Origin of the sequence: Microbacterium suwonense (genome assembly GCF_030296555.1) — a bacterium.
Taxonomy (GTDB): domain Bacteria; phylum Actinomycetota; class Actinomycetes; order Actinomycetales; family Microbacteriaceae; genus Microbacterium; species Microbacterium suwonense.
The window spans coordinates 253,872-280,530 of the sequence record NZ_AP027728.1; the positions used below are offsets into that span (position 1 = coordinate 253,872).

A 26,659-nucleotide genomic window follows, 5' to 3' on the forward strand; every position below is an offset into this window, starting at 1 on the left:
CGTCGGCGGTCGTGATGCGCTATGCGCCCGGATGCCGTCTCACGGCCGCCGGTGCTCCTGGTAGTACGCCAGCAGAGCCTGCGTGGAGGCGTCCTGCGCGGCGAGCGCCTCGGCGTCCCCTTCGATGGCCGGGGCGATCTGCAGAGCGAGCTGCTTGCCGAGCTCCACACCCCACTGGTCGAAGGAGTTGATGCCCCAGATCACGCCCTGCGTGAAGGTGATGTGCTCGTACAGCGCGATGAGCTGTCCGAGCACGGAGGGCGTCAGCGAATCCGCGAAGATCGACGTCGTCGGTCGGTTGCCGCTGAACGTGCGCGCCGCGACCAGCGCGCCCGTCGTGCCCTCCGCCTGGACCTCTTCGGCCGTCTTGCCGAACGCCAGCGCCTTGGTCTGTGCGAGGAAGTTCGCCAGGAACAGTCCGTGCACGTCGCGCCCGTCGTCCTGCAGTGGGTAGGCGGGGTTCGCGAAGGCGATGAAGTCGGCGGGGATCAGTCGTGTGCCCTGGTGGATCAGCTGGTAGAACGCATGTTGGCCGTTGGTGCCCGGCTCTCCCCAGAAGACCTCGCCGGTGGTCGTGGTCACCGGCGACCCGTCCCACCGGACCGACTTGCCGTTGGATTCCATGGTCAGCTGCTGCAGGTACGCGGCGAAGCGGCTCAGCTGCTGTGCATACGGCAGCACGGCGTGCGACTGCGCGCCGAGGAAGTTCGAGTACCAGACGTTCAGCAGTCCCATCAGCACCGGCACGTTGCGCTCGAGCGGAGTGGTGCGCACGTGCTCGTCGACGGCGTGGAAGCCGGCCAGCAGTTCGCGGAACGCAGCCGGACCGAACACCACCGCCAGCGACAGGCCGATCGCCGAGTCGACCGAGTAGCGCCCGCCCACCCAGTCCCAGAAGCCGAAGGCGTTCTTCGTGTCGATGCCGAAGTCGGCCACCTTGTCGAGGGCGGTCGAGACGGCCACGAAGTGGTGCGCGACAGCGTCCGTCCTGCTCTGCTCGTCGTCGCCGATCGCGCCGGATGCTGCCAGCCCCGCCCACAGCCAGTCGCGCGCGAGGCGCGCGTTGGTCAGCGTCTCCAGGGTCGTGAAGGTCTTCGAGGCGACGATGAACAGCGTGGTCTCGGGGTCGAGGTCGGCGGTCTTCTGCGCCAGGTCGGTGGGATCGATGTTCGAGACGAAGCGCGCCTGGATCCCGGCATCCGCGTACGGCTTGAGCGCCTCGTAGACCATCACCGGGCCGAGGTCCGAGCCGCCGATGCCGATGTTGACGACGTGCGTGACCTTCTTGCCCGTCACGCCCTGCCACTCCCCGGAGCGCACCCGGTCCGCGAACGCGGAGAGCGAGGACAGCACCGACTGCACATCGGCATCCACGTCCTGGCCGTCCACGACCAGCGCCGGCGACACGCCCGCAGGGCGGCGCAGGGCGGTGTGCAGCACTGCGCGGTCCTCGGTGGTGTTGATGTGCTCACCGGCCAGCATGGCGGCGAATCGCTCGGCGACGCCGGTCTGCTCGGCCAGGCGCACCAGGGCGGCCACGATCTCGTCGGTCACGAGGTTCTTCGACAGATCCACATGCAGGTCGGCGAGCTCCAGGCTCAGCTTCTGGACCCGGTCGGGGTCGGAGGCGAACCAGGCGCGCAGATCGGGGAGAAGCCCTCGTGCAGTGCGGTGAGCTCGGCCCAGGCGGAGGTTGTCGTCGAGTCGATGGGAGCGGTCATGAAAGCAACGTTAGCGCCGGATTCGGCTGTGCGGGATCTCGGAGTCACGTAGCGTTGGCGGTGAGGGAAACAACCATGCCCGAGCAGATGGGGTGCGCATGACGACCAGGCAGAGTCCGCTGATCTCGGCGGCCGAGCTGCGGGAGCGGCTGGACGAGGTGCACGTGCTCGACGCACGCTGGCAGCTGGGGCGCGACGACGGTTATGAGCAGCATCTGGCCGGCCACATCCCCGGTGCGGTCTTCATCGATGTGGAGCGCGAGCTGTCGCGCCATGGCGAGCCCGCTGAAGGTCGGCATCCGCTGCCTGATGACACCGCCCTCGCGGCCTCCGCCCGACGCTGGGGCATCCGTTCCGGCGTCCCGGTCGTGATCTACGACGACGTGCGGATGCTGGCGGCGTCGCGCGCCTGGTGGGCGCTGCGCCGTGCGGGTCTGCACGATGTGCGGGTGCTGGACGGCGGCTGGCCGGCTTGGCTTGCTGTGGGCGGAGAGGCCGAGACCGGAGCAGTGCCGACGCCGGAAGGCGATGTGGCGCTCACTTCGCCTGGTCGTGCGGGAACCATCGACACGGATGGCGTCGCCGGCTGGCCCCAGACGGGTGTGCTGCTCGATGCGCGCGCGGCCGAGCGGTACCGCGGCGAGACCGAGCCGATCGATCCGATCGCGGGGCACATCCCCGGGGCACGGAACCTTCCGATCGGACGCATGCTCACCGATGACGGGTGCTTCCGACCGGCATCCGACATCGCCGCCGCATTCGACGAGGTCGGGGTCGACGGGACCATACCCGTCGCGGCATATTGCGGCTCGGGAATCACCGCGGCGCAGCTCGCACTCGCCGGCGCCATCGTCGGGCGGGAGCTGACCGTGTACCCGGGTTCATGGAGCGCCTGGTCGAACACACCCGGGCTGCCCGTCGCCGTCGGCGAGGCCTGACGCAACCCGTTCGAGGGGCCGGCGGCGATCCCGGTCGTCTACGCTGTGAGCATGGGATACCTGGTCTCGCTGCTGGTGGTGGCGCTGATGGTGTTCGCTCTGGTGGACATCATCCGTCGCGACGACTCGCAGGTGAAGTACATGCCGAAGTTGGTCTGGCTGCTGCTGGTGATCCTGCTGCCCTTCATCGGGAGCGTGCTGTGGTTCGGCATCGGACGGGAATACCCCGAGGGCGGCATCCGGCTCGAACGCCCCGCGCGCCGGGAAGCCGCCCGGCCGTCTCAGCCGACTGCGCCGACCGTGCCGATCGACACCCGCACCACCGAGCAGCAGATCGCGGATCTCGATCGCGAGATCGAGGAGTGGCGGCTGCGGCAGGAGATCGCGAAGCGCAAGCGCGAGCGCGGGGAGTCAGCGGACGAGGCCTGACGCCTCCAGCGCCCCGTCAAGATCCGGATGCCGGAACACGTATCCCGCCTGGGTGAGCCTGCCCGGCAGCACCCACCGGCTCTTCAGGATCAGCTCAGTCTCGGTGCGGATGCCGATCGCGCCGATCTCCAGCATCCATCGCGGTGTCGGCGGGCCGAAGCGCACGCCGAGCGCACGCCGAACGGATGCCATGAACGTGACGTTGTCCACCGGGTTCGGCGTGGAAGCGTTCACCGGACCGTCGAGCTCGGGATGCTCTTCGAGGAAGTCGATGATGCCGACGACGTCGTCGACATGGATCCAGCTGAATCGCTGACGACCGCCGCGCGCCCCGGGGAAGTGCGCGGTGCCGGCCTCGCGGCGCGCCCTGGTGACCGGCCACCAGCCGTCCAGCTGTGTGCCGCCGAGGCCCAGCCGTGCCAGGTGCCGCAGCGGCCCCAGAACCCCGCCATCGCCCAGCACGATCGCCGTGCGCAGCGCCACGCGCCGCGTCGCAGGCAGACTGTCGGCGAACAGCGCCGCTTCCCACGCCTTGGCGACCTCGACCGAGAACCCGGTGCCGATCTCGCCGTCGGCCTCGGTCATCGGGCGGTCTTCGGCGTGCCGGTAGATGGTCGCCGTGGACGAGTTGACCCACAGCGGAGGGGAGCGGACGCCCGGCCGATCGCCCCGCTCAGCGCCGCGGTGGTGTCGAGCCGGGAGGAGAAGATCAGTGCGCGGTTCGCCGGGGTGTACCGGCAGCTGACGCTCTTGCCGGCCAGTCCCACCACAAGCCCTGCACCGTCGACGGCGGCGTCGATTCCGGCCTGGTCGCTCCAGGTGAGATCCGCGTCACGGCGTGAGATCGTGACGACCTCGCGCCCCTCGGCGCGATACTTCTGCTGCAGGTGCCGGCCGATGAACCCGGTCGACCCGCCGATCACCACGCGGCTCATCGCGCATCCTCCTCGAGTGCGTAGCTGAACGAGCCCTCGTACTCGTACAGCCGGCCGATCAGCGGCATGTCCACCGTCAGCGAGACGTGTTGCCGCCCGGCGCGCTTCTCCGCGCTCTCACGCAGCCGCACGACCGGGGCCAGGAACCGGGGCAGTGCGATGCGCACGCGACCCAGACGGATGCCGACCGTCGCGCTGCGCAGGGCGAGCGCGTCGCCGTCGACGGTCACATCGAAGGAGACGGCCAGCGTGGTCGGCTCGCCGAGCTGATCCACGACCCTGCCGCGAGGGCGGGCACTGACGGCATCCTTCATCGTCCAGTCGCCGGAGGGCAGATGCAGGGTGCGGATGCCGATCGCCTTCCCCGCGATCGTGCGGTTGTGGATCGTGAACGGCACATCGTGGTCCCAGCCGGCATGCACGACCGAGTGGCGCTGCAGCATCCGCAACACCGGCCACAGCCAGCGACGCGGCGTGCCGACCCGCTCGAACACGCCCTCGCCGACGCCCACCTGCCCGCGGGGGATCGCGGAGAAGTAGGTGCGCAGGGCCGGATGCAGCTGAGTGCGGTGTTCTCCCAGCGCCCGCAGATACGGGGACTGAGGCACGTGTTCCATGCTTCGAGGTTAGCGTTCGGTGCGGAGGTCAGCGTTCCGCGGCGACGTGGGCGTCGACGTTCGCCGGCGAGAGCACGTGCCGCGCGACCATGATTGCCGCCCCCAGCACCGCAGCGCGGTCGGCGGCCTGAGTCTGCACGATCGCCAGATGCTGCGTGGCCAGCGGGATCGATCGACGGTAGACCACCTCGCGCACCCCGGCCAGCAGATGCTCGCCTGCCCGGCCGATGCTCCCGCCGAGCACGATGATGGATGGGTATCGTTCGACGCGGCCTTCAGTAATCAATAAGGAGGGGTGCAGGCGTGAGGCGCCGTGACGGAGTCAGGCCTCCCGCAACCGCACCATCCGCTCGTGGCCGCTCTCCTCGAGCTCGGCGATGTCGTCGCGCGAGCGCAGGAAGTCGTTGAACGACCGGTAGCCGAGTGCCTTCTCGCTGAACGACGGGTCCATCCTCCGCATCTGCGTCTTCACTGCGGAGGCGTGCAGCCATTCATCGGCATCCGCCTTGTCGTGTCCCAGACGCAGCGCGCGCTCCAGCAGCGCCGTCGCTTCCCCTGCTCGTCGTTCTTGGGGGCGGACCTGGCCCTGCGACTCTTCGCCGGGGTCTTCGCCTCGGACTTCTCCTTGGCCTCGGGTGCACCCTTGCCGGGCGGGGGAGCGGCATCCACCGGCTTCGTCGGCCGCACCACGCCGGGCAGCGAGTCGTACGATTCGAACTCGTCGCACGCCGCCGCCAGCGATTTGGCCGTGGAACCGGCCACTCCGACGCCGATCACGTAGCGACCCAGACGCTTGCATCGCTGCGCAAGCGGCACGTAGTCGCTGTCACCCGCGACGATCACGACATGCGTAAGGTCGGGCAGCCGGAACATGTCCTCGACGGCATCCACAGCCAGGCGGATGTCGGCGCCGTTCTTCGCGTAGGCGGCGGCGGGGAACAGCTGCACGAGGTCGACGGCGCGCGCCACGAGCTGCGAGCGGTACTCGGCGTTCACCGGCGAGGACCAGTCCGCATAGGCGCGCGTGAGCACCAGCGTGCCGAACGACGACGCGTAGTCGATGATCGCGCCGACCTCGATCATCGCCTGCTTCAGACGTTCGGCGACCTCGGCATCGTGCGGATTCTCGGTGATGCGCTGACGGTCCTTGCCATAGGCGTTGCGGCCGTGAACCCGGTCGTACCAGGAGATGACGATGTTGTCGAAGTCGAGATAGACGGCGACGCGTCCGGTTGCGTCAGCCATGCTCAGCGCTCCTCAGGGTAGGTGACGCCGATCTGGCGGCGGATCTCATCGAGCGTCCCCATGATTCCGACCGATTCACTGATCGGGAGTTCGAGGCCCTTCAGCAGCCCGGCAGCGACGAATCGCTCGGCTGCGAGAGCCTGGTATTGCATGCCGCGCCCGTCGACCTCGGATCGATATTCCTCCAGCACTGTGCCGTCGGGGGCGACGACACGGAAGGACGTCGGGGTGTACCAGATCCGGTCGATCTCGATACGAGCCTCGGTGCCGAGCACGGTCGCCGTGTTCGGCCCTGCGGTCCGCGACGAAGAGAGCGTGGTCGAGATGGCTCCACCCGCGTGCGTCATCACCGTCGCGACCTCGGCATCCGCTCCCGTCTCCATGAGACGCGCCGACGCCTGGATGCTCACCGGCTCGCCGAGCACGTCCCAGACGAAGGAGATCGGGTAGATCGCCAGATCCAGCAGCGCCCCTCCGCCGAGTTCCAGCGCATTCAGCCGGTGGGTCGGGTCGGCGGTGATCTTCTGGGTGTGATCGGCCATCACCGCGCGGATCTCGCCGATCGTGCCTGCCGCGATGATCTCGCGCAGGCGCACCATGTGCGGGAGGTACCGGGTCCACATGGCCTCCATGACGAGCAGCCCCTTCTCCGCCGCGAGGCGCTGCAGGTCCTCGGCCTGCGGGCGATTGAGCGTGAACGATTTCTCGACCAGCGCGTGCTTGCCGTGCTCCAGCGCCAGCCGTGCGCCCGCGTGGTGCATCGGATGCGGTGTGGAGACGTAGATGATGTCGACGTCGGGGTCAGCGGCCAGCGCTTCGTAAGAGGCGTGGGCGCGGGGGATGTCGAAGCGTGCGGCGAACGCATCGGCCGAGGCCTGTGATCGCGAGCCCACCGCGACGAGGTCGAGACCCGCCGTGCGCAGGTCGGATGCGAAGGCGGCGGCGATGCCGCCCGTGGCGAGGATGCCCCAGCGAAGTCCGGTCATGGTCTCCAGCGTATCGGCCTGGACTAATCCGCGAGCGCGAGTGACCGCTGCGAGATGAGCGGGAGCACCTGCTCGGCGATCCGCTCCAGCTCCTCGTCCAGGGGGACGCCTGGATCAGCAGCAGGGTGATGCCGGCATCCGCATACTCGTCGATGCGCTCAGCGACCTGCTCGGCCGTGCCGACCAGGTTCGGGCGCAGGCCGCGGGTTCCCACGGAGTACTCCCGCTTGGACAGCTCCAGCGACAGGTTGGAGTTCTGCCGGAACTGTTCGAAGGACGCGTAGCCGGGGAGTCCGGGTCAACGGCGGTGATCCGCTCCAGCTCGCGCTGCGCCTCGGCCTCGGTGTCGCGCACGATGACGTACGCCGGCATCCCGAACTCGGCGATCGGACGGCCGTGCAGCCGCTCGGAGCGCGTGTTCATGTCGGAGACGTTCGCCCGCACCTCGTCGAGCGTGCCGCCGTGCATGACGTAGGCGTCGGCGAAGCCGGCGATCGCCTCGCGACCGGAGTCGCTCTCACCACCGGCGAAGATCACCGGATGCGCGGACGGCTTGGGCTCGACGATCGTGTCCTCGAACTCGTAGTGATCACCGCTGAACGAGAACGGCGTGCGCTCCCACAGTCCGTTCAGCACCGACACGAACTCGGTGGCCTGCGCGTAGCGGGCGTCATGCGTGGGGAAGACACCGCCGAACTGACGCGCCTCCTCGGCCCACCAGGCCGCCACGACGTTCAGTGCGACGCGTCCGGGGGCGATGCTGTCCAGCGTCGAGACGGTCTTCGCGAGCACGGCGGGCAGATGGAAACCGGGCCGGACCGCCGTCATCACACGCAGGCGCTTGGTGGCGGCGAGGATGGCAGCCGACAGCGACCACGCCTCCAGGCTGGGCGCCTCAGTGCCCTTGCGGTCGTTGAGGTACAGCTCGGGGACGAGTGTGGTGTGGAAGCCGAGCCGGTCAGCCTTCACCGACACCTCCCGGATGTACTCCCAGGTGGCGGCCATCCGCCCCTCATCGCGCACGTTGCGCAGGAATCCGCCGTAGACGGGGGTCCAGTATCCGAGGTCGATGGCCATGATGCTCCTGTCAGATCTGCGCGAGCGCGCGGTCGAGGTCGGTGATCAGGTCGGCGGGGTCTTCGATGCCCACCGACAGTCGCACGGTGTTCAGCGAGATGCCCGCCGCCGCACGCTGTGCGGGGGTGAGGTGGGAGTGGGTCATGGATGCCGGGTGCGCGATCAGGCTGCGGGCATCGCCCAGATTCGCCACCAGGCGGAACACGCTCAGCTCGTCGACCAGGCGGGAGATCCGCTCGGTGGCATCTTGCTCGGGCCCGGCGACGTCGAAGGAGAACACCGAGGGGATGCCGTTCGGCAGGTAGCGCCCGGCGAGGTCGTGCCAGGGATTCCCCTCGAGTCCGGGGTGGTGCACGGTGGCGACCGAGGGATGCTGGGCCAGGTGCCGCGCGATCGCCAGCGCGCTCGCCGACTGGCGGGCCACGCGCAGGTCGAGCGTCTCGATACCCTGCAGGATCTGCCAGGCATTGAACGGCGAGATGGAGGGGCCCAGGTCGTGCACGTACTTCGACCTGACCAGCGCGGCGAACGCCTGGCCCTGCCCGAAGCGCTCCCACAGCACCAGGTCGCCGAAGCGCTGGTATGGGGCGGTGAACTGCGGCCAGCGTTCGGGCTCCGCGCCGAAATCGAACGTGCCCTGGTCGACCACCACCCCGCCGAGGGAGGTGCCGTGGCCGGCCAGGAACTTCGTCGCCGAATGCACCACGAAGTCGGCGCCGTGCTCTCCGGGACGGATCAGGGCGGGAGTGCCGACGGTGCTGTCGACCACGAGCGGCAGGCCGGCCCCGTGCGCGATGTCGGCGACTTTCCGCACGTCCAGCACCTGCGCGATCGGGTTGGCCACGATCTCGGCGAACAGTGCACGCGTCTGCGGCGTGATCGCAGCCTGCCAGGCATCCGGGTCGTCCTGGTCGACGAAGGTCACCGGGATGCCGAAGTCGTCAAAGGTCTCCTGCAGCAGGTCGACCGTGCCGCCGTACAGCTGATCGGCCGCGACGATGTGCCCACCGCGTCCGGCGAGGGCGAGCAGGGTGACGGCGACCGCAGCCTGTCCTGAGGCTACGGCGACCGCGCTCGTGCCGCCCTCGAGAGCGGCGACCCGCTCTTCGAGCACCTGCTGGGTGGGGCTGGCGTTGCGGCTGTAGATGATCCCCGGCTTGCGCAGCGCGAACAGGTCGGCCGCCTCCTGCAGCGAGGAGAACTCGTAGGCGGCTGTCTGGTGGATCGGCGGCACGGCGCTGGACCAGGGGCGGCCGACGGTGTACCCGGACTGCACCTGCCTCGTGGCGAAACCGCGCGTGGGGGAGTCCGTGGCGTGGCCTGGTGTGCTCGGCTCCGCGGCGATGCCGGTCATGCCGTGACCCTCTCGTCTGCGGAGGAGCGCACGATCGGCGCGTGCACGTCGCCGGCCCGCAGGCGCTCGAGCCACAGCACGATGCTCGCGGCCACACTGCGGTGGCTGGCGTCGTTGAGCGCATCGTGCAGCCCATCGACGGTCTCGATCAGGTCGATGTCGGGGATCGATGACAGCGCGGCGGCCGCGGCGGAGAAGGGCGAGACCGGGTCGGCTCCGCCATGTACCGCGAGCACCGGAACGGCGATCGCGGCGAGATCAGCGGCGGCGGGGAGATCTGGTGCGGTGACGGATGCCGCGGGGCCGGCGGCACGGGCATTCTCGGCGAGCACGCCCAGGTGCAGAGGGCAGGCGGTGCGCTCGGCATCCGTGGGTGCGTGGTCGGTATCGACGACGACGCCGGCGACGATGGCCGCGTCGGCGACATCCCCCGGGTCAGCGCCGCCAGTACGGCGGAAGCGCCGGTGTCGGATCCGACCAGCACACGCGGTGCGTCCGGCTGCTCGCCGAGCCAGGCGGCCGCTGCCACGGCATCCGTCGCCTCGAACACACCCACGGTGTAGCCGTCCGCGCTGAGACGGCGTCCGAAGCGTTCGTAGATCAGGGCGTGCTCATCACGGCCGGCGACGAGGGCGAGGGTGCCTCGTATGCGTGCGGGCGGCGCCCACAGGACATCGGGTGCGGTGGAGGAGGTCATGTCGTTCATCTTCGGTGTGTTGGCGGTCGAGGGCGAGACGTGTGTCGAACTGTTGCGGATCAGGCTGTCTGCGCCCCCAGTTCCGCGCGCAGGGCTGCGCGGCGTTCCCGGCCGGCGCCCGCGGAGCTGAGAGTGGGCGCAGACTCAAGCAGCAGGCGCGTGTACGGATGCTGAGGGGCGGCGATCACGTCGGCGGTCGGCCCGTCTTCAACGATCGCGCCGTGATAGAGAACGATCAGACGATCCGTCACGCCGGCGACAGAACCGAGATCGTGCGAGATGAACAGCTGCGCGATGGGTCTCTCCGCGACCGTCACGCGCAGCAGATCGAGCACATGCACTCGGCTGGAGGCATCCAGTGCGCTCACGGGCTCATCGAGGATCAGCAGCTGCGGCTCGACGACCAATGCTCTCGCCAGTGCGATCCGCTGCCGTTGCCCGCCGGACAGATCCGCGGGCAGACGCCGCCCGAGTGCGGGATCGAGGCCGACCAGAGCGAGAACATCGTCGACACGCTGCTGGACCTCTGCACGGGGTGAGTCGCCGCGGATGCGCAGCCCTTCGGCGACCGAGTCGGCGACGGTGATGTCGGGGTCCAGGCTTTGGAGCGGGTCCTGGTACACGTACTGCGCGACACCGGAGCGTCGATACTCGCGCAGCGTGCGCCCGCGCAACCGGCCGAGATCCTGTCCGCCGACTCGTACCGTGCCACTCAGCACGGATGTGAGACCGAGCAGTGTGCGAGCGAGTGTGGATTTGCCGGAACCGGTCTCGCCGATGAGCCCAACGCGTTCACCGGGGGCAAGTGTGAGGTTGATGTCATGAAGGACGGCTTGCGCCCTCGATCGCGTGCCATAGCCGAGCGTGGCGTTCGTCAGCTGCACCAGCTCAGACATGCGCTGCCTCCGCGACGAGGAAGCGATCCAGCCCATACTCGGCATGATCCGAGAGCAGCCCACGCGTGTATGGATGCTCAGGATCGTGCAGTACCTGCGTGGCTGTTCCCTGCTCCACGATCCGGCCATGCTGCATGACGAGGATCCGCTCACAGACCTGCGCGACGACTGGTAGGTCGTGCGAGACGAACAGGATCGCGACCCCCGAGTCGCCCTCAGATCCTCGAGCACGTCGAGAACCTCGGCCTGTACGGTGACATCGAGTGCCGTCGTCGGCTCGTCGGCGATGAGCAGATCCGGCGACTCGGCAATCGCGATGGCGATCATCACGCGCTGAAGCATGCCGCCGCTCAGCTCACGTGGGAGGCGTCGGGCGACGCGTTCGGGATCAACCAGGCCAAGCTCTCCGAAGCCTGCGACCGCCGCATCGCGTGCATCCTGGCGCGCAAGACCTCGCTTGACACGATGCACCTCGGCGAGCTGCCGTCCGACAGGGATCGAGGGGTTCAGATACGCACCGGGATCCTGAAACACAGCTCCGATCCGCGTGCCACGGATGGCACGCCAAGTCGATGGTGTGGCGTGCAGCAGATCGCCGCCGTCGAACCGGATGTCGACCGCCTCGACGGCGAGAGGAGAGGGCACGATCCCGAGCACAGCACGGCAGGAGAGGGATTTGCCGCTGCCGGATTCTCCGACGATGCCGAGCGCCTCGCCGGGGTCGACGTGGAATGATGCCGAGTCGACCAATCGCGCGCCGTTCGGAGCCATGATCGAGAGCGAATCGACCTGGAGCAAAGTCATGCGGATACCTCCTGTGCCACGGTGTCGGTGCTCGGTGCACGCTTCGCCGTGCGTCGTGTCTGTGCATCGCGGACTGCATCGGCGAGAGCGTTCAGTGCCCAGACTGTGATGACGATCAGAACGGCGGGTGCGACCGGTCCGAGCGGCCGCTGGTAGAGATACTTCAGGTCCGTAGCCAGCAGCCCGCCCCACGTGGGATCGGGGGTACGACTCCGATCCCGAGGAACGTCAGCGATGCGACGATGACCAAGGCCGCACCGGTCAGGCCTGCCGCTGCCACAGCGACTGCTGGAAGCACATGCCGCCATACGTGCCGTCGCAGCACCCAACTGGTGGAGGCGCCCAGCAGCACCGCAGCCTCGGCGTATTGCGAGCTGGCTGCGCTGAGAGCGGCAGCTCGCGTCACGCGATAGAACGCAGGTGAGATGAGGATGCCGACCGCGACCATGGCCTGCGGCACACCGTTGCCGAGAAGGGCCGTCATCGCGATGGCGAACACGAGGAACGGCAGCGTCATGAGAGCATCCATCAGACGCAGCGAGAACCATTCGAAGGCTCGGTTCAGATACACGGACAGCAGCGCGGGGATCACCCCGAGAATAAGCCCGACGGCGACTGCCATGAGAGCAGAGAGCACCGAGATCGGGGAGCCGACGAGCAGACGGCTGAGCACATCACGGCCTAGATCGTCGGTGCCCAGCCAATGCACCGCGCTCGGGCCCTGCAGCATAGCCGTCGTGTCTTTGGCGAACGGATCCTGCGGTGCCAGAAGAGGGCCGAATGCAGTCAGGGCGATGACGATCACGAGGATGCCGGCTGCCACCTTCGCGCTTGTCGGATGCAGCACATCGCGCAGATTCATCACACTGCCCTTCGAGTGGCGGGCTGGAGTGCGGTGAGAACGACGTTGACCAGCACGTTGAATGCGAGCACGAGCACGATGGAGATGACGAGGGTGCCCTGTACGACAGGAACGTCACCGCGCAGCGCGGAGTCCGCCGCGAGAAGTCCGAATCCGGGCATGTTGAAGATCGTCTCGGTCACGACGGCACCACCCAGGAGCGCAGGGATCTTCATACCCAGCACGGCGATCGCCGGTCCCGAGCCGTTGCGCAAGGCGTGCACGGTGAGGATACGGCGCGGAGAAAGACCGCGCACCACAGCGCCGGTGATGTACGGCTGCGAGAGCGAGTGCACGAGGCCGGTGCGCAGTTGACGCGCGATATCGGATGCGGGCTCCAGGCTGAGGGCGATGGAGGGCATGATGATCAGTTGGAACCACAGTGAGGGGTTCTGCCCGAACGGGACATACCCCGAGGAGGGCAGCAGCCTCAGCCAGACGCTGAAGACGACGATCAATCCGATCGAGACGACGAACGGCGGCAGTGTCGATAGGCCAGTCGTGGTCGCAGTGATAGCACGATCCACAGCGCGACCCTGATTCAGGGCGGCGATGATCCCAAGCGCAGTTCCCGCGACGATGCCGATGATCAGTGCCATACCGGCGATCGACGCAGTGATGGTCAGTCGCTGCCCGATCAGCTCGGTGACCGTGAAGCCGTTGTACCAGCTGACGCCCAGATCTCCCCGGAGCAGGGCAGCCATCCAACTCAGATACTGCACGATGAGTGGCTGGTCCAAGCCGAGTTCGGCGTTGATCTGCGCGATCCGCTCCGGAGTCACCTCATCACCGGATAGCGCGGCGGCCGGGCTCAGGCCACTCGCCGCACCGAGCAGGAACGTGATGAAGGTGGCGAACACGAACACCGGGATGACGATCAGCATGGTCGCACCCAGCGCTCCCAGCAGTCGCCTTGCGACGCGGGTGGCACCGGGAGCCCGGGGATCGCGACTGCTGCGCGATCCCCCGCCTCGGGTGTCAGAGTGAGTGTCGTCATGAGGCTGTCGACGGCGGCTCAGTCGCCGACCGTCACCCCTCCCAACGGACCTGCGACGGGAGCAGGTTCAGCGTGCTGACCGATGGGGCGGAGACCATGATCCACGGCGCGCTGTACAGGTAGTTGGTCGGCGACTGCTCGACGCCGATGCGCACGGCCTCATGCAGCACGGACTGGTACTCGGGGGAGTCGATCGGCGTGCTCCGGACCGCGTCGAGGGCCTCGAGGAACTCATCGCTGGAGTGTGGACCGCTGATGTTCATGATGCCCTGCGGCCCGTAGGTGGCCAGCAGATTCGCGACCGGGGATTCCCGTCCGATCGTGCCATCGAGAGCCAGCTGCGGATTCTTGGCGACGTACACCTCGTCCTGCCAGGTGGTCGAGCCGGCCGGAACCACCTTGATGGTGGATTTCACGCCGATGTCGGCGAGCTGCGACTGGGCCAGCTGTGCGCTCAGCTCGCCTGTCGCCATCGTGGTGATCTCGATCGACAGATCGCCGTCGTCATAGCCGGCGTCGGCGAGGATCTGGCGGGCCTTCTTCGGGTCGTAGCTCCAGATCTTCTCCACCTCAGGGTTGAAGGCGACGTATCCCTTCGGGAACGGCTGATGTGTGACTGTGCCCTCGCCACCGGTCAGTACGTCCACGAACTCCTGACGGTCGAAGGCGTATCGGAATGCCTCGACGACAGCCGGGTCGTCGAACGGTGCTTTGTTCAGGTTGATCGAAGCGTCATTGGCAGCCAGCGTCCCCGCTACGGAGACGGTGAGGCCTGCGGCCTTAGCCTGCTCGACCTGGGTCGCGGGCAGCCGCGCGACATCGATCGACCCGGACTGCACAGCGGAGACCACGGTCGCGTCGTCGAGTGCAGTGGACAGCTCGAGACGATCGATGTGGATGTCTTCGGCATCCCAGTAGTCCTCGTTCTTCACGAACGTGGCGTGCGATTCAGCGACGAAATCGGTCATGACGAACGGACCGGCGCCGACCGGATGCACGGCCAGCTCGTCCGGATTCTCAGCAGCGGTCGGGCTTGCGATCGCGCCCGTCCGGCCCGCCACGAGGTACGGGATCTGGTAGTCGATCGATGACAGGTGCAGGGTCACCTCGGTCGGGGAGTCCGCAGTGACGCTCTCCAGGTCGGCGAGCTGATCGCGCAGGTGGGAGTCGTCCTGCGTCTTCCCGCGTTCGAAGTGTGCCTTCACCGCCGCAGCGTCCAACGGCGTCCCATCGCTGAAGGTCAGACCTTCACGCAGGGTGAAAGTGATCGCCTTGCCGCTGTCGTCGTACGCCCACGACTCAGCAAGGCTCGGCTCCACGTTCCCCTCGGTATCCAGTTTCGTCAGTGATGCGTAGGCGAGCGAGATCGTGTTGATGTCGATTCCCGTTCGGCTGGCGACCGGATCCCATGACGTCGGCAGGCCGAACGACCAGCGCAGCACCGATTCCTGATCGGAGGAGGTCGGACCGCTGTCACCGGGTGTGCCGCAGGCGGTCATACCGGCGATCAGGGTCGTCGCGATGGCTGCTGCTGCAAGTGGGCGCCAGTATCTGGTCACAATGGTCTGCTTTCTTCCGGGGTCGGATGTGGGTGGTCAGTGCGCGGTGCTGAGGCTCGCCGCGTTCGCCGTCTGCTCGACTCTGGTGGCGGACACGGTGTAGCGGTTGGCAGGAAATGGCAGGCCGAGGTGCTCGCGCAAGGTCGTGCCCTCGTACTCGGAGCGGTGAAGGCCGCGCTCCTGCAGGATCGGGATCACCTCGGCCACGAAACGTCGGAACTGGGCGGGATGCGAGACGAAGACGTTCAGCCCGTCGAAGGCGCCCGCCTCGAACCATTCCTGTATCGTGTCGGCGACCGTCTTGGCCGACCCCACGAAGGGAGACGGATGCAGTGCGGCGCGGCGCTCGACCACCTGCCGCAATGTGAGGTCATCCTTCCGGGCGGCGGCGACGATCGCCTCGGCCTGGGTGCGGAAGCTGTGCTCGGCGAGGTGGAGCACGTCGGGGAACGGCGCGTCCAGGTCGTAGCCGCTGAAGTCGTGCCATCCGAAGGGGCGTCCGAGCTCTGCGAGCGTGATCTCGAAGGAGTTGCTCAGCTCGTGCTGAGCGCGCTCGATCTCACGGGCATCGTCATCCGTGTCGCCGACGACGATCCGTGCGCCCGGCAGGATCAGCACGTGGTCGGGGTTGCGGCCGACGGCAGCGGCACGACTGCGGATGTCCGCGGCGAACGCCTGACCGTCAGCGATGCTGGGCGTGAAGGTGAAGATGCCGTCCGCATAGCGACCACCCAGGTCACGACCGTCGTTACTGTCGCCGGCCTGGAAGATCACCGGCTGGCCCTGCGGGGAGCGCTGGATGTTCAGCGGGCCGACGACCTGGAAGAACTCGCCGTCGTGGTTCAATTCGTGCAGCTTGGCCGGATCGAGGAAGACCTTGGTCTCGCGGTCGCGGGGGAAGGCATCGTCCTCGTAGCTGTCCCACAGCCCCTGAGACACCTCGATGTGCTCGGCGGCACGACGGTAGCGCGTCGGGTAGTCGAAGTGCTCGTCACGGCTGTAGTTCCCGGCGGTTCCGGCATCTCCACTGGTGACGACGTTCCAGCCCGCGCGGCCACGGCTGATCAGATCCAGCGAGGCGAATCGGCGGGCCAGGTTGTACGGGGAGTTGTAAGACGTGGTCGCGGTGCCTACCAGTCCGATGCGCGACGTGCTGACGGCAAGGGCCGAGAGCAGTGTGAGCGGCTCGAGCCGGTTCAGATAGTGAGGCGGCGAGTGCGGAGTGATGAACTGGCTGTCGACGATGAAGACGAGGTCGAACTTCGCCTCCTCGGCGAGCCGGGCGTACTCGATGTACCAGTCGATGTCGACGCTCGCATCGCCGGGGATCTCGGGGTCCAGCCAGCGCAACTGGTCCCCGGGACCGCCGGTCCCGGTCAGGATCGCGCCGAACTTGATCTGCCGTGGGGTTCGCTCATGGGTCACTTCTGCCTCCTCCGTCGTCGTGCTTCCCCGATTCTGAGGGCGCGCGTCGGCAGTCGGAAAGCACCGTGTAACACGGCGTGACTTGGTGACGTCGCATGACGCGAATGCGTCATGAAAGGGAGAGAAGCTCCCGAAGGCCGGGATATCGGAGTATCTTTGCGCGCTGCAGTGAGAGGTGTGCACATCGTTCGTGGTGTGTGTTGGCGCGTTACGGCACCACTTGCCGATCTCCGCTGAACGCGAGAGACATGGCTCATGACCATTTCACAGGACGGCATCATTCTGGGCGCGGTTCTTGTGGGAGCCGGTGATGGCTCCTATCGGGGACTCTGGCGCGATCCGGACGTTCCGAGCGAGGCAAGCACCGACATCGACTGGTATGCGGAGCAAGCTCGACAGGCCGAGGCCGCGCAGTTTCACTTCGTGTTCATCGTGGACAGCCAATTCATCGATGAGACGTTCCCGCCGCATCATCTGAACCGGCTGGAGCCGTTGACACTGCTCTCTGCAGTGGCTATGCGCACCGAACGCATCGGCCTCGCCGCAACGATCAGCTCCACCTACGCGGAGCCGTGGGATATTGCTCGCCGGCTAGCCTCGCTCGACGTTCTCAGCGGCGGGCGGGCGGCCTGGAACATCGTGACGAGTATGGATCCTGGGACGGCGGGAAACTTCGGACGTCCTGCACATCTCGATGGCCCTACCCGCTATCGGCGCGCCGCGGAAGCAGTACGGGTCGTCAGGCGACTCTGGGATAGCTACGAGGATGACGCCTTCCCGAGGGACCGCGACACAGGAGAGTTTCTTGATCCGACACGGCTGCACGCTGTCCATCACCATGGAGAATTCTTCGACGTCGCGGGGCCGCTGAACATCCAGCGATCTCGCCAGGGGCAGCCAGTGCTGATTCAGGCCGGCACATCCGAGCAGGGACGGCAGCTGAGCGCTGAGGTGGCAGAGATCGTCTTCAGCTTCGCGACCACGATCGCGCAGGCCCGAGAGCTTGCCGACGATGTGCGCGAACGTGCGCGACATGTAGGCAGAGATCTGAGCACGCTCCGATTCGTGCCGGCGTTAAGCGTCTCGATCGGCGACAGTGACGAGGAGGTGCTCGCTCTCATCCGTGCCCGCCGCGCGGCCACGGATGACATCTCCGCCGCCGCTCGACGAGCACTCGGGAACGTTGCGGTCGATGAGGCGCAGCTGGATGCACCAGTTGCAGACCTGCTGCGCTCTCACGCTGACGTGCTGACGTCGACGACGGCGAGAGATTTTGCCGTCGCCGCAGCGCGTGGGCTGACGCTGAGGCAATGGCTGAACATGCAGCAGGCGCACTGGGCGCATTTCTGCGGTGCGCCCCACGACATCGCCGACGAGATCCAAGCGTGGGTCGAGTCGGGTGCTGTTGACGGATTCAACCTCTTCGTCCATGAGCCGCAGCAGTATCGGCGCTTCTGCGGGGAAGTCGTGCCGATCCTGCGCGCTCGTGGACTGGTGCGCGATCGCCGCGCCAATGAGACGCTGCGCGAGAGCCTGGGATTGCCGTTTCCGGAGAACATCCACACCGTCGCTCGACGCGAGGGCGTGACGAGCTGAGCGAGGACACGGCGAGGAGCGGCATCCCCTCGCTCAGGGCACCAGGACGATCTTGCCGCTGGCGGCATGCTGCTCGATCAGCTCGTGGGCGCGGGCCGCGTCGGCCAGGGGCAACTCGGGACCGAGCTCGATCTGGAAGTCGCCGGCCTCGATGAGGTTGATCGTCACGCCCACGGCCTCGCGGCGCCAGGCGAGCTGCTGCTCGGTGAGCGGATGCGGGCTGCCACCGGAATAGGCCTGGATGCCGAAGTCCGCGGCATCCGGTCCGCGCACGATGGTCGCGATCCGCTCACGGTCGGCGACCAGTGCCAGCGAGGTCTCGATGGCCTCATCGGTGCCCGCGCAGTCCAGGGCCACATCCACACCCTGCGGCGCGGCCTCGCGCACGCGCTCCAGCAGCCCGTCGCCGTAGGCGACGGGCACGGCGCCTAGCGCGCGCAGCTGCTCATGCCGTTCCGGGCTCGCCGTCGCGACGACGGTCGCGCCCCACAGCACCGCGAACTGCACCGCGGCCTGCCCGACGGCCCCGGAACCGGCATGCACGAGCAAGGTCTCTCCCTTGCGGACGGCGAGGGAGCGCAGCGACTGATAGGCGGTTCCCGCCGGGATGGCGATCGCGGCGCCCTCCGCAGAGGTGACTCCATCGAGAAGACGGGTGATGTTGTGCACCGGAACGGTCAGTGCCGAGGCGTAGGTGCCGCGGGTGTCGCCGATCGCCACCCGATCGCCGACGGCGAAGCCGGTGACGCCGTCGCCCAGCGCGGTGATCGTGCCGGCACCGTCGAATCCGACATGACGCGGCTCGGTGATCGGGGGCAGCGGACGGTGCCCCGCGCGCTGCTTGACGTCGATCGGGTTCACGCCGGCGGCTTCGATCTGCACGACCACCTCGCCGGCGCCAGCGACGGGGTCGGGCACCTCCACCAGCTGAAGGACGTCAGGGGAACCGATTTCTGTGTAGACGATCGCGCGAGCCATGATGCCAGGCTAACCCGGTCAGCGCGCCGCGAGCGCCTTCATGATGCGCTGCGGAGAGACCGGCTGGGCGGTGCCGAGGCGCTGCGCGAACACGCTCACGCGATACTCCTCCAGCAGCCATCGCACCTCGACGAGAGTCGCTGATGCATCAGCCGCGGGCGGGATCGTGCCGCCGGCATCCTCGAACGCCTTCGCCATCCGCTCGTACTCGGTCATGCGCGTGCGATCCTTGCCCGGCTCGTTCGCGAGCGTCTTCAGTCGCTCCAGCATCCCGTCCAGATACCTCGGTAGGTGCGCGAGCCGCTCCACGCCCGTGGTGGAGATGAACCCGGGCCGGATGAGCCCGCCCAGCTGCGAGCGGATGTCGTTCAGCGGGCCCAGCAGGGCGAGCGAGTTCTGCGACTTGATGCCGCGCTCCACGTCACGGCTCTTCGTGAGGATGCGGGCCACCAGCGACACGCAGGTGAACAGGCTGTCGACGAGCGTCGCGTTCACGGCATCCCGGACCCGGCGGAACTCCGCCTCCGTGCGGATGACGCCGGAGGGCGCCCCCTCATCGATCAACCCGCGCACCACGGCGGTGCGTGCGTCCTCGATCAGCGCTGCGACGTTCTGGTAAGGCGAGGCCGCCAGCGCCAGCTTCTCCGCCGAGGTCAGGTGGTTCTGCACGTACGAGGCGGGGGAGGGGACGTTCAGCAGCACCAGGCGCAGCACGCCGTCGCGGGTGGCGGATGCCGCGGCGTCCGCTGTCGCCTCCAGCCGCACCGACACCGTCGAGCCGCGGTCGACGATCGCCGGGTAGCCGCGCACGACGCCGCCGGCCACCTTCGTATCGAGCACGTCGGGAAGGTCTCCGAAGGTCCAGTCGGTGAGGCCGTCCTGCGCGATCGGACCGCGGGCGGATGCGGCGGCGACAGCTGCGGCATCCGGTCTGCGCTCCCTGCCTCCACCGGGCGAGCCGGGCCGGGCGATCGACTGCGCCACGCTCTGCCGTGAGCGGTCCGACAGGCGCTGCTGCAGGGTCGCGAGGTCACGATCCGACCCCGCAACGCGCCCGCGCTCGTCCACGGCGCGGAAGTTCATCCGCAGGTGACCCGGCACCCGCTCGTCGTCGAAATCCGACGCCGAGACGGGCTGGTTCGCCAACGGCTGGATCAGCCGTGCCAGCGCCTCCTTCAGCGAGCGCCCGGGCAGGCCGAAGTGCTTCTCCGGCCCCTCGTCGGCGAGCTGCTCGCTGAACTTTCCCGCCCAGTCGGCCGCAGGCACCACATGCCGCCGGATGGCCTTCGGCAGCGCCCGCAGCAGCCCGGTGATCAGCTCATCGCGCAGCCCGGGAACCTGCCAGTCGAAACCGGCGTCGCGGATCTGCGGCAGCAGCGCCAGCGGCAGCACCACGCTCACGCCGTCGTCCTCGGCGCCCGGCTCGAAGCGGTAGGCCAGCCCCAGCACCTGATCGTCCTGCGTCCACCGGGTGGGGAACTCGGCCTGATCCGCACGGCCGTCGTCGTCGAGCAGGTCGCCCTCGCGCATGACCAGCAGCTTGGGCGTCTGGGCCAGCGCCTCGCGCCACCACTTCTCGAAGGAGCGCACATCGAACACCTCGTGCGGGATGCGCTCGTCGTAGAAGGCGAACACGGTCTCGTCGCCGGCGAGGATGTCTCGGCGTCGCTCGCGCTCCTCGAGTTTCTCCAGTCGGCGCCGCAGCTCGGCGTTCGCCCGCCAGAACGCACTGACGCGTTTGTCGATCCGGGAGGGTCCCACTCGCCCTCGACCAGCGCATGCCGCAGGAACAGTTCGCGGGCACCGGCGCGGTCGATGCGCGCGAACTGCACGCGCCGCTTGGGGATGATCTCCACGCCGAACAGCGTCACCTTCTCGTAGGCGACGGCGGCACCGGCATCCTTCGACCAGTGCGGCTCGGTCACCTGGCGCTTGGCGAGGTCACCCGCCAGCGCCTCGGCCCATGCCGGGTCGATCGCGGCGACCGTACGGGCATAGGTGCGGGAGGTCTCCACGATCTCGGCGGCCATGACCGCCTGCGGTGACTTCCTGCGCAGCCCCGACCCGGGGAAGATCGAGAAGCGGATGCCGCGGGCGCCGCGGTACTCCGCGATGCGGCGCTTCTCGCCCTTGGCCTTGTTCTTCGACGTGGACGCCGTGCGCTCGTCGAGGATGCCGATCTGCGAGAGGAGGCCGGCGAGGATCGCCCGGTGAACGGCATCCGGATCGGGTGCGCCCTCCGTCGCCGGGCGACCGGAGTGCTTCGGCGCCTTCACGAGGGTCTTGAGCTGACGGTGCACGTCGAACCATTCCCGCACGCGCACATAGTTCAGATGCTCGCTGCGGCACATCCGTCGGAAGGCGCTGGATCCGAGCTCCTTCTGCTGCTCGCGCAGGTGATTCCACAGGTTCACCAGGGTGAGGAAGTCGCTGGTCGGATCGACGAAGCGGGCGTGCATCCGGTCAGCCTCGTCGCGTACCGACTGCGGTGCGTCCGCAGAGGGGCGTTCGCGCACGTCCTGGATCGACAGCCCCGCGACGATGGGCGTGACCGCGGTCAGCACGTCCGATCCGGCGCGGGCGGCCTCTACGAGCATCCGGGCGAAGCGGGGATCCATCGGCATCCGCGAGATCTCACGGCCGACGCGCGTGAGCCGCGGCTGGGAACCGCGCGGAAGGTCGACCGCGCCGATCTCGGTGAGCAGATCGAACGCGGCCTTCACGCCGCGCGAGTCCGGGGGAGTGAGGAAGGGGAACTCGGTGATGTCGCCGAACCCGAGCGACAGCATCTGCAGCACCACCGAGGCCAGTGAGGTGCGCAGGATCTCGGGTTCGGTGAACTCCGGGCGCTTCTCGAAGTCGTCTTCGCTGTACAGGCGGATCGCGATGCCCGAGCTCTGGCGCCCTGCGCGTCCCGAGCGCTGGTTCGCGGATGCCTGTGACACGGCCTCGATCGGCAGGCGCTGCACTTTGGAACGCGCGCTGTATCGCGAGATGCGGGCCGTGCCCGCGTCGATCACGTATTTGATGCCGGGTACCGTCAGGCTCGTCTCGGCGACGTTCGTGGCCAGCACGACACGTCGGCGCAGCCCCGCGACCTTCGACTTCTCGAACACCCGGTGCTGCTCGGCGGCGGACAGTCGCCCGTACAACGGCAGCACCTCCACCGGCGAGGTCGACGAGCGGTACGCTCCGCGCACGGCCTCGGCAGCATCGCGGATCTCGGCCTCACCGGGAAGGAACACCAGTACATCGCCCGGTGCTTCCCGATCCAGCTCGCGCAGCGCCGCGACGATCGCACCCACCTCGTCCTCCGGCTCGGTCGCGGCCGGTTCGGAACTCCGGAGACTCTTCACTGAATCGCGTCCTGCGGGGCGGCCACGTCCACGTCCGCCTGCGGCGGATTCTTCCGGAGTCGCGTCCGCGTCGCTCAGTGGCCGGTAGCGGATCTCCACCGGATAGGTGCGCCCGGACACCTCCACGATGGGGGCCGGCTCACCGTTCCGTGACGTGAAGTGCGCGGCGAAGCTCTCGGGATCGATGGTGGCGGAGGTGATGATCAGCTTCAGATCGGGCCGCTCGGGAAGGATGCGGTGCAGATAACCGAGCAGGAAGTCGACGTTCAGGGAGCGCTCGTGCGCCTCGTCGATGATGATCGTGTCGTAGCGGCGCAGCAGACGATCGCGATGGATCTCGTTCAGCAGGATGCCGTCGGTCATCAGTGCGATGCGGGTGGCATCGGAGACCTGATCCGTGAAGCGCACCTTGTAGCCGACCAGATCGCCCAGCTCGACGTGCAGCTCCTCTGCGACGCGCTCGGCGATCGTCCGCGCCGCCAGCCGGCGCGGCTGTGTGTGCGCGATGCGCTCACGGCCCAGCTCCAGGCAGATCTTCGGCAGCTGGGTGGTCTTTCCCGATCCTGTGGCGCCGGCGACGATCACGACCTGGTGGTCGCGGATGGCGGCGGCGATCTCGTCCCGCGCGGCCGAGACCGGCAGCTCCGGCGGGTACACGATGACGGGCGAAGACATAGCCCTCCATCGTACGACGCCGCCTGATCTGCAGTGACCGTACGCTGTAAGCATGACGATCCCCACACTCGAGTTCAACGACGGCAACAGCATCCCTCAGCTCGGCTACGGCGTCTTCAAGGTGCCGGCCGACGAGGCCGAGCGCGCGGTCGCCGAGGCGCTCGACGCCGGCTACCGCCACATCGACACCGCGGCCATCTACGGCAACGAGGAGGGCGTGGGCGCCGCCATCGCGAACAGCGGCATCGCGCGTTCCGAGCTGTTCGTCACCACCAAGCTGTGGAACGACCGCCACCACGACGACGAGCCCGACCGGGCCATCGCCGAGAGCCTCGAGCGGCTCGGGCTGGAGCAGGTCGACCTCTACCTGGTGCACTGGCCGACCCCGGCGAAGGACGACTACGTCCACGCGTGGGAGAAGATGATCGGCATCCGCGAGCGCGGACTCGCCCGCTCCATCGGCGTCTCGAACCACCTCGTGCCGCACCTGGAGCGCATCGTCGCCGCCACCGGCATCACCCCGGCCGTGAACCAGATCGAGCTGCACCCGGCCTACCAGCAGCGTGAGATCACCGACTGGGCCGCCGCGCACGGCGTGCTCATCGAGTCATGGGGTCCACTGGGCCAGGGCAAGTACGACCTGTTCGGCACGGATGCCGTCGCCACCGCGGCCGCTGCCACGGGACGCACACCCGCGCAGGTGGTGCTGCGCTGGCACCTGCAGAAGGGCTTCATCGTCTTCCCGAAGTCGGTGCACGCCGAGCGCATGCGCGAGAACCTCGACGTGTTCGGCTTCCAGCTCGACGACGCGCAGATGGCCGCCATCGACGCCCTCGACCCGCTGGACGGATCGGGCCGGGTCGGCTCGCAGCCGAACGATGTGAACTGACGGATCTCTGACGGATCCCTGGCGGCTCGTTCATGTCGCCGCGTTCCGTCTCATGACGCCCCGTTTCACTCGTCGTGACGCGGGGCGTCATGCTCAGTAGCGTCGGAGACATGTCAGCCCGCTACCGTGTCGTCGCCGTCTCCGGATCCCTGCATGAGCCCAGCAAGACCACGGCTCTGCTGCGCGCCATCGCTGCAGCGGTCGCCGAGAGGATCGACGTGGACGTGCACATCATCGAGCTCACCGAGATCGGCCCGGGCCTGGCGGGCGCGCTGCGTCGCGACGATCTGCCGCCCGCCGTGGAGGAGCAGCTGCGTGCCATCGAGGAGGCCGATCTGCTGATCGTGGGCAGCCCGGTGTACCGGGCATCGTTCACCGGGCTGTTCAAGCACCTTTTCGACTTCATCGGCCAGTACGCACTGGTCGGCAAGCCGGTGCTGCTGGCGGCCACCGGCGGCGGCGAGCGGCACGCCCTGATCATCGAACATCAGCTGCGTCCGCTTTTCGCGTTCTTCCAGGCGCTCACCCTGCCGCTGGGCGTCTACGCCAGCAACACCGATTTCGCGGGTTACGAGATCATCTCCGAGCAGATCCTCTCTCGCGTGACGCTCGCCGCCGAGCGCGCACTGCCGCTGGTCGGCTACGCCCCGGTCACGGACCCGCGCGCGCTCGCCGCGTTCTGACCCGTCGCCCCGCGTGCCTGCGGCACGAGAGCGCGGCATCCGGCCGGCATCCGCCCTCAGCACCGCGGTGTCCGCGGCATCCGCCCTCGCGAGCACTCCTGCGGCGTACGGTGGTGCCATGACCAACCGGCTCGCCGACACCCTCAGCCCGTACCTGCGCGCGCACGCCGACAACCCCGTGGACTGGTGGCCGTGGAGCGCCGAGGCCTTCGCCGAGGCGGGCCGTCGCGAGGTGCCGCTGATGATCTCGATCGGCTACTCCACGTGCCACTGGTGCCACGTCATGGCCCGCGAGTCGTTCTCGGACCCTGCGACGGCCGCGCAGATCAACGAGGGGTTCGTGGCGGTGAAGATCGACCGTGAGGAGCATCCGGAGGTCGACGCGGCGTTCATGGCCTCGGCATCCGCTTTCACCCAGAACCTCGGCTGGCCGCTGACGGTGTTCCTCACGCCGCAGGGCGGCACTTTCTACGCCGGAACCTACTGGCCGCCGCAGGCTCGTGGCGGCACGCCAGCGTTCCGTGATGTGCTCACCGCCGTGCGAGAGGCCTGGACGGCGCGGCGTGCAGAGGTGCTCGCCTCGGCGGATGCCGTCGCCGAGGCGCTGCGGGCCGCCGCGCACGCGCCGGAGTCGGCACTTCCCGACGCCACCGCGCTCCGTGCCGCGGCGGCGTCGATCATCGAACGCGAGGATCGTGAGTTCGGCGGATTCGGCGGCGCGCCGAAGTTCCCGATGGCCACCGCGCTGCGGTTCCTGCAGCATCCGCTGGCGGGCGGATCGGATGCCGTGGACCGTGCGCTGATGGCGATGTCCGCCTCCGAGCTGCGGGATGCGGTCGACGGCGGCTTCTTCCGCTACGCCACGCAGCGCGACTGGACCGTGCCGCATTACGAGCGGATGCTGACCGACAACGCGCAGCTGCTGGAGGTCGCCCTCGATGCCGGCCGGCAGGATGCCGTGCAGGGGATCGTCGGCTTTCTGCTCGGCGTGCTGCGGCGTGAGGGCGGGGGTTCGGCGCGGCGCAGGACTCGGAGTCGTGGATCGACGGCGAACGCAGCGAGGGCGGCTATTACCGCCAGGACACGGCTGCCCGCTCGAGGCTGGAGCCGCCCGCCGTGGACGGCAAGGTGCTCACCGGCTGGAACGGGCTCGTGATCGGTGCGCTGGCCCGTGCCGGCGCGGTGCTGGGCGAACCCGCCTGGGTGGCCGCGGCCGCGAGCGCTGGGGAGCACGTTCTGACGGTGAACCGGGGAACGTCGGGACAGCTGGTGCGCTCTTCGCTGGATGGCGCGGCAGCGGACGCCGTGGCGACGTCGGCCGACGTGGGGCTGCTGGCGGACGGGCTGTTCGCGCTCGCGCTCGCAACCGGCGACGCGTCGTGGGCGACACGGGCGCAGGAGGTGCTGGCCGAGACGCCCGTGCCGGATCCGGTGCTGGCAGGTCAGGGGATCCCCCGCGGCGCCGACGACGGCGACGGCGATCTGCCCTCGGGGCCTGCGGCACTGGCATCCGCTCATCTCACCGCCTGGCGGCTGGGCGCGGGGAGCAGCACCGTGCGCGCGCGGAGGAGCTGGTCGCGGGGGTGGCCGGTCGGGCGCTGCAGCATCCGATCGCCTACGGCGCGATCCTGCGGGTGGCGGCGGGGCTGGCGCAGCCGCCGCGGCAGGTCGTCGCTGTCGTCGCCTCGGAAGACGACGAACTGGCGCACGCCGCGCGAAGGACGGATGCCGAGGTGATCGCCGTGGTCACGCCTGCGCAGGCGAAGGCGTTCGCGGATGCCGGGTTCGCGCTGTTCGAGGGCAAGGAGGCGACCGAGGGCGTCGCCTACGATTGCCGCGACTTCGTGTGCCGGCTGCCGACGAGTGATCCGAGAGCGCTGGCTGTATCAGTCTCTTGACAC

General features: G+C 68.4%; 22 protein-coding genes and 4 pseudogenes. 9 read left to right on the top strand and 17 right to left on the bottom strand.

The window, feature by feature from the left end; all coding sequences use genetic code 11:
* Positions 1-39: 39 nt before the first annotated feature.
* A pseudogene (gene pgi, locus QUE33_RS01310) lies at positions 40-1,721 on the bottom strand (glucose-6-phosphate isomerase).
* A 98-nt stretch (positions 1,722-1,819) separates the two neighbouring features.
* Here pgi and QUE33_RS01315 point away from each other — a divergent pair.
* Both QUE33_RS01315 and QUE33_RS01320 read left to right on the top strand, forming a co-directional pair.
* Entirely contained in the window at positions 1,820-2,659 is an 840-nt protein-coding gene (locus QUE33_RS01315; RefSeq protein ID WP_286301470.1) for a sulfurtransferase, read from the top strand.
* A gap of 51 nt (positions 2,660-2,710) precedes the next feature.
* Complete coding sequence (locus tag QUE33_RS01320) at positions 2,711-3,088, top strand: PLDc N-terminal domain-containing protein (protein ID WP_286301471.1); 378 nt, start codon at positions 2,711-2,713, stop codon at positions 3,086-3,088.
* On the opposite strand, the pseudogene QUE33_RS01325 reads toward QUE33_RS01320, so the two are convergent.
* The 9 genes and pseudogenes from QUE33_RS01325 to QUE33_RS01360 form a co-directional block, all read right to left on the bottom strand.
* A pseudogene (locus tag QUE33_RS01325) lies at positions 3,071-4,023 on the bottom strand (epimerase). The gene QUE33_RS01320 and the pseudogene QUE33_RS01325 sit on opposite strands and share 18 nt — an antisense overlap.
* Positions 4,020-4,640, bottom strand: a complete 621-nt coding sequence (locus QUE33_RS01330; protein ID WP_286301472.1) for a DUF4166 domain-containing protein — start codon at positions 4,638-4,640, stop codon at positions 4,020-4,022. The pseudogene QUE33_RS01325 and the gene QUE33_RS01330 overlap by 4 nt, the downstream one beginning before the upstream one ends.
* Before the next feature lie 28 nt (positions 4,641-4,668).
* Positions 4,669-4,896 (bottom strand): annotated as a pseudogene (locus tag QUE33_RS01335) (sugar kinase); the annotation flags it as partial.
* Between the two features lie 66 nt (positions 4,897-4,962).
* The gene (locus QUE33_RS16330; protein WP_434019622.1) at positions 4,963-5,181 is read right to left on the bottom strand and encodes an OST-HTH/LOTUS domain-containing protein; all 219 of its coding nucleotides are present in this window, start codon (positions 5,179-5,181) and stop codon (positions 4,963-4,965) included.
* On the bottom strand, positions 5,109-5,885 hold the full coding sequence (locus QUE33_RS01340) for an NYN domain-containing protein (protein WP_434019606.1): 777 nt from the start codon (positions 5,883-5,885) through the stop codon (positions 5,109-5,111). Before QUE33_RS01340 ends, QUE33_RS16330 begins: the two co-directional genes overlap by 73 nt.
* Positions 5,886-5,887: 2 nt before the next feature.
* Complete coding sequence (locus tag QUE33_RS01345) at positions 5,888-6,871, bottom strand: Gfo/Idh/MocA family protein (protein ID WP_286301475.1); 984 nt, start codon at positions 6,869-6,871, stop codon at positions 5,888-5,890.
* A 114-nt stretch (positions 6,872-6,985) separates the two neighbouring features.
* Complete coding sequence (locus tag QUE33_RS01350; RefSeq protein WP_286301477.1) at positions 6,986-7,948, bottom strand: LLM class flavin-dependent oxidoreductase; 963 nt, start codon at positions 7,946-7,948, stop codon at positions 6,986-6,988.
* Between the two features lie 10 nt (positions 7,949-7,958).
* Entirely contained in the window at positions 7,959-9,302 is a 1,344-nt protein-coding gene (locus QUE33_RS01355; protein ID WP_286301478.1) for an O-acetylhomoserine aminocarboxypropyltransferase/cysteine synthase family protein, read from the bottom strand.
* Entirely contained in the window at positions 9,299-9,634 is a 336-nt protein-coding gene (locus QUE33_RS01360) for an alpha/beta fold hydrolase (protein WP_286301479.1), read from the bottom strand. The genes QUE33_RS01355 and QUE33_RS01360 overlap by 4 nt, the downstream gene beginning before the upstream one ends.
* 6 nt (positions 9,635-9,640) lie before the next feature.
* On the opposite strand from QUE33_RS01360, the gene QUE33_RS01365 reads away from it, so the two are divergent.
* Entirely contained in the window at positions 9,641-9,865 is a 225-nt protein-coding gene (locus tag QUE33_RS01365; RefSeq protein ID WP_286301480.1) for a hypothetical protein, read from the top strand.
* 193 nt (positions 9,866-10,058) lie between these two features.
* Here QUE33_RS01365 and QUE33_RS01370 read toward each other — a convergent pair whose 3' ends face one another.
* The 5 genes from QUE33_RS01370 to QUE33_RS01390 form a co-directional block, all read right to left on the bottom strand.
* A complete protein-coding gene (locus tag QUE33_RS01370; RefSeq protein ID WP_286301481.1) occupies positions 10,059-11,699 on the bottom strand; it encodes an ABC transporter ATP-binding protein in 1,641 nt (546 codons plus the stop codon).
* Positions 11,700-11,862: 163 nt separating this feature from the next.
* A complete protein-coding gene (locus QUE33_RS01375) occupies positions 11,863-12,561 on the bottom strand; it encodes an ABC transporter permease (RefSeq protein ID WP_286301482.1) in 699 nt (232 codons plus the stop codon).
* The gene (locus tag QUE33_RS01380; protein ID WP_286301484.1) at positions 12,561-13,484 is read right to left on the bottom strand and encodes an ABC transporter permease; all 924 of its coding nucleotides are present in this window, start codon (positions 13,482-13,484) and stop codon (positions 12,561-12,563) included. Before QUE33_RS01380 ends, QUE33_RS01375 begins: the two co-directional genes overlap by 1 nt.
* Positions 13,485-13,629: 145 nt before the next feature.
* The gene (locus tag QUE33_RS01385) at positions 13,630-15,156 is read right to left on the bottom strand and encodes an ABC transporter substrate-binding protein (protein WP_286301485.1); all 1,527 of its coding nucleotides are present in this window, start codon (positions 15,154-15,156) and stop codon (positions 13,630-13,632) included.
* Positions 15,157-15,192: 36 nt separating this feature from the next.
* Entirely contained in the window at positions 15,193-16,581 is a 1,389-nt protein-coding gene (locus QUE33_RS01390) for an LLM class flavin-dependent oxidoreductase (RefSeq protein ID WP_286301486.1), read from the bottom strand.
* Between the two features lie 255 nt (positions 16,582-16,836).
* Between QUE33_RS01390 and QUE33_RS01395 the strand changes: the two genes are divergently transcribed.
* Positions 16,837-18,177 carry an NtaA/DmoA family FMN-dependent monooxygenase gene (locus tag QUE33_RS01395; protein ID WP_286301487.1) on the top strand — a complete coding sequence of 447 codons (1,341 nt, stop codon included), beginning with the start codon at positions 16,837-16,839 and terminating at the stop codon, positions 18,175-18,177.
* A gap of 33 nt (positions 18,178-18,210) precedes the next feature.
* Here QUE33_RS01395 and QUE33_RS01400 read toward each other — a convergent pair whose 3' ends face one another.
* Together QUE33_RS01400 and hrpA are read right to left on the bottom strand one after the other, a co-directional pair.
* Positions 18,211-19,155 carry a quinone oxidoreductase family protein gene (locus tag QUE33_RS01400; protein WP_286301488.1) on the bottom strand — a complete coding sequence of 315 codons (945 nt, stop codon included), beginning with the start codon at positions 19,153-19,155 and terminating at the stop codon, positions 18,211-18,213.
* 18 nt (positions 19,156-19,173) lie between these two features.
* Positions 19,174-23,186: pseudogene (gene hrpA / locus QUE33_RS01405) on the bottom strand (ATP-dependent RNA helicase HrpA).
* A gap of 52 nt (positions 23,187-23,238) precedes the next feature.
* Here hrpA and QUE33_RS01410 point away from each other — a divergent pair.
* The 5 genes from QUE33_RS01410 (at position 23,239) to QUE33_RS01430 (ending at position 26,656) form a co-directional block, all read left to right on the top strand.
* On the top strand, positions 23,239-24,075 hold the full coding sequence (locus tag QUE33_RS01410) for an aldo/keto reductase (RefSeq protein ID WP_286301489.1): 837 nt from the start codon (positions 23,239-23,241) through the stop codon (positions 24,073-24,075).
* Positions 24,076-24,185: 110 nt separating this feature from the next.
* The gene (gene msuE / locus QUE33_RS01415; RefSeq protein ID WP_286301490.1) at positions 24,186-24,758 is read left to right on the top strand and encodes an FMN reductase; all 573 of its coding nucleotides are present in this window, start codon (positions 24,186-24,188) and stop codon (positions 24,756-24,758) included.
* Between the two features lie 13 nt (positions 24,759-24,771).
* Complete coding sequence (locus tag QUE33_RS01420; RefSeq protein ID WP_286301493.1) at positions 24,772-25,914, top strand: thioredoxin domain-containing protein; 1,143 nt, start codon at positions 24,772-24,774, stop codon at positions 25,912-25,914.
* A complete protein-coding gene (locus QUE33_RS01425) occupies positions 25,875-26,495 on the top strand; it encodes a hypothetical protein (RefSeq protein WP_286301494.1) in 621 nt (206 codons plus the stop codon). Before QUE33_RS01420 ends, QUE33_RS01425 begins: the two co-directional genes overlap by 40 nt.
* Positions 26,492-26,656, top strand: coding sequence for a hypothetical protein (locus tag QUE33_RS01430; protein ID WP_286301495.1), 165 nt, complete (start codon positions 26,492-26,494; stop codon positions 26,654-26,656). The genes QUE33_RS01425 and QUE33_RS01430 overlap by 4 nt, the downstream gene beginning before the upstream one ends.
* The last annotated feature ends 3 nt before the right edge of the window (positions 26,657-26,659 follow it).

What these genes read in the sequence shown, in the direction of transcription:
- QUE33_RS01315 (WP_286301470.1), top strand. Translation starts at nt 1,820, where the DNA reads ATGACGACCAGGCAGAGTCCGCTGATCTCGGCGGCCGAGCTGCGGGAG.
- QUE33_RS01320 (WP_286301471.1), top strand. Translation starts at nt 2,711, where the DNA reads ATGGGATACCTGGTCTCGCTGCTGGTGGTGGCGCTGATGGTGTTCGCT.
- QUE33_RS01330 (WP_286301472.1), bottom strand. Translation starts at nt 4,640, where the DNA reads ATGGAACACGTGCCTCAGTCCCCGTATCTGCGGGCGCTGGGAGAACAC.
- QUE33_RS01340 (WP_434019606.1), bottom strand. Translation starts at nt 5,885, where the DNA reads ATGGCTGACGCAACCGGACGCGTCGCCGTCTATCTCGACTTCGACAAC.
- QUE33_RS01345 (WP_286301475.1), bottom strand. Translation starts at nt 6,871, where the DNA reads ATGACCGGACTTCGCTGGGGCATCCTCGCCACGGGCGGCATCGCCGCC.
- QUE33_RS01350 (WP_286301477.1), bottom strand. Translation starts at nt 7,948, where the DNA reads ATGGCCATCGACCTCGGATACTGGACCCCCGTCTACGGCGGATTCCTG.
- QUE33_RS01355 (WP_286301478.1), bottom strand. Translation starts at nt 9,302, where the DNA reads ATGACCGGCATCGCCGCGGAGCCGAGCACACCAGGCCACGCCACGGAC.
- QUE33_RS01370 (WP_286301481.1), bottom strand. Translation starts at nt 11,699, where the DNA reads ATGACTTTGCTCCAGGTCGATTCGCTCTCGATCATGGCTCCGAACGGC.
- QUE33_RS01375 (WP_286301482.1), bottom strand. Translation starts at nt 12,561, where the DNA reads ATGAATCTGCGCGATGTGCTGCATCCGACAAGCGCGAAGGTGGCAGCC.
- QUE33_RS01380 (WP_286301484.1), bottom strand. Translation starts at nt 13,484, where the DNA reads ATGCTGATCGTCATCCCGGTGTTCGTGTTCGCCACCTTCATCACGTTC.
- QUE33_RS01395 (WP_286301487.1), top strand. Translation starts at nt 16,837, where the DNA reads ATGACCATTTCACAGGACGGCATCATTCTGGGCGCGGTTCTTGTGGGA.
- QUE33_RS01400 (WP_286301488.1), bottom strand. Translation starts at nt 19,155, where the DNA reads ATGGCTCGCGCGATCGTCTACACAGAAATCGGTTCCCCTGACGTCCTT.
- QUE33_RS01410 (WP_286301489.1), top strand. Translation starts at nt 23,239, where the DNA reads ATGACGATCCCCACACTCGAGTTCAACGACGGCAACAGCATCCCTCAG.
- msuE (WP_286301490.1), top strand. Translation starts at nt 24,186, where the DNA reads ATGTCAGCCCGCTACCGTGTCGTCGCCGTCTCCGGATCCCTGCATGAG.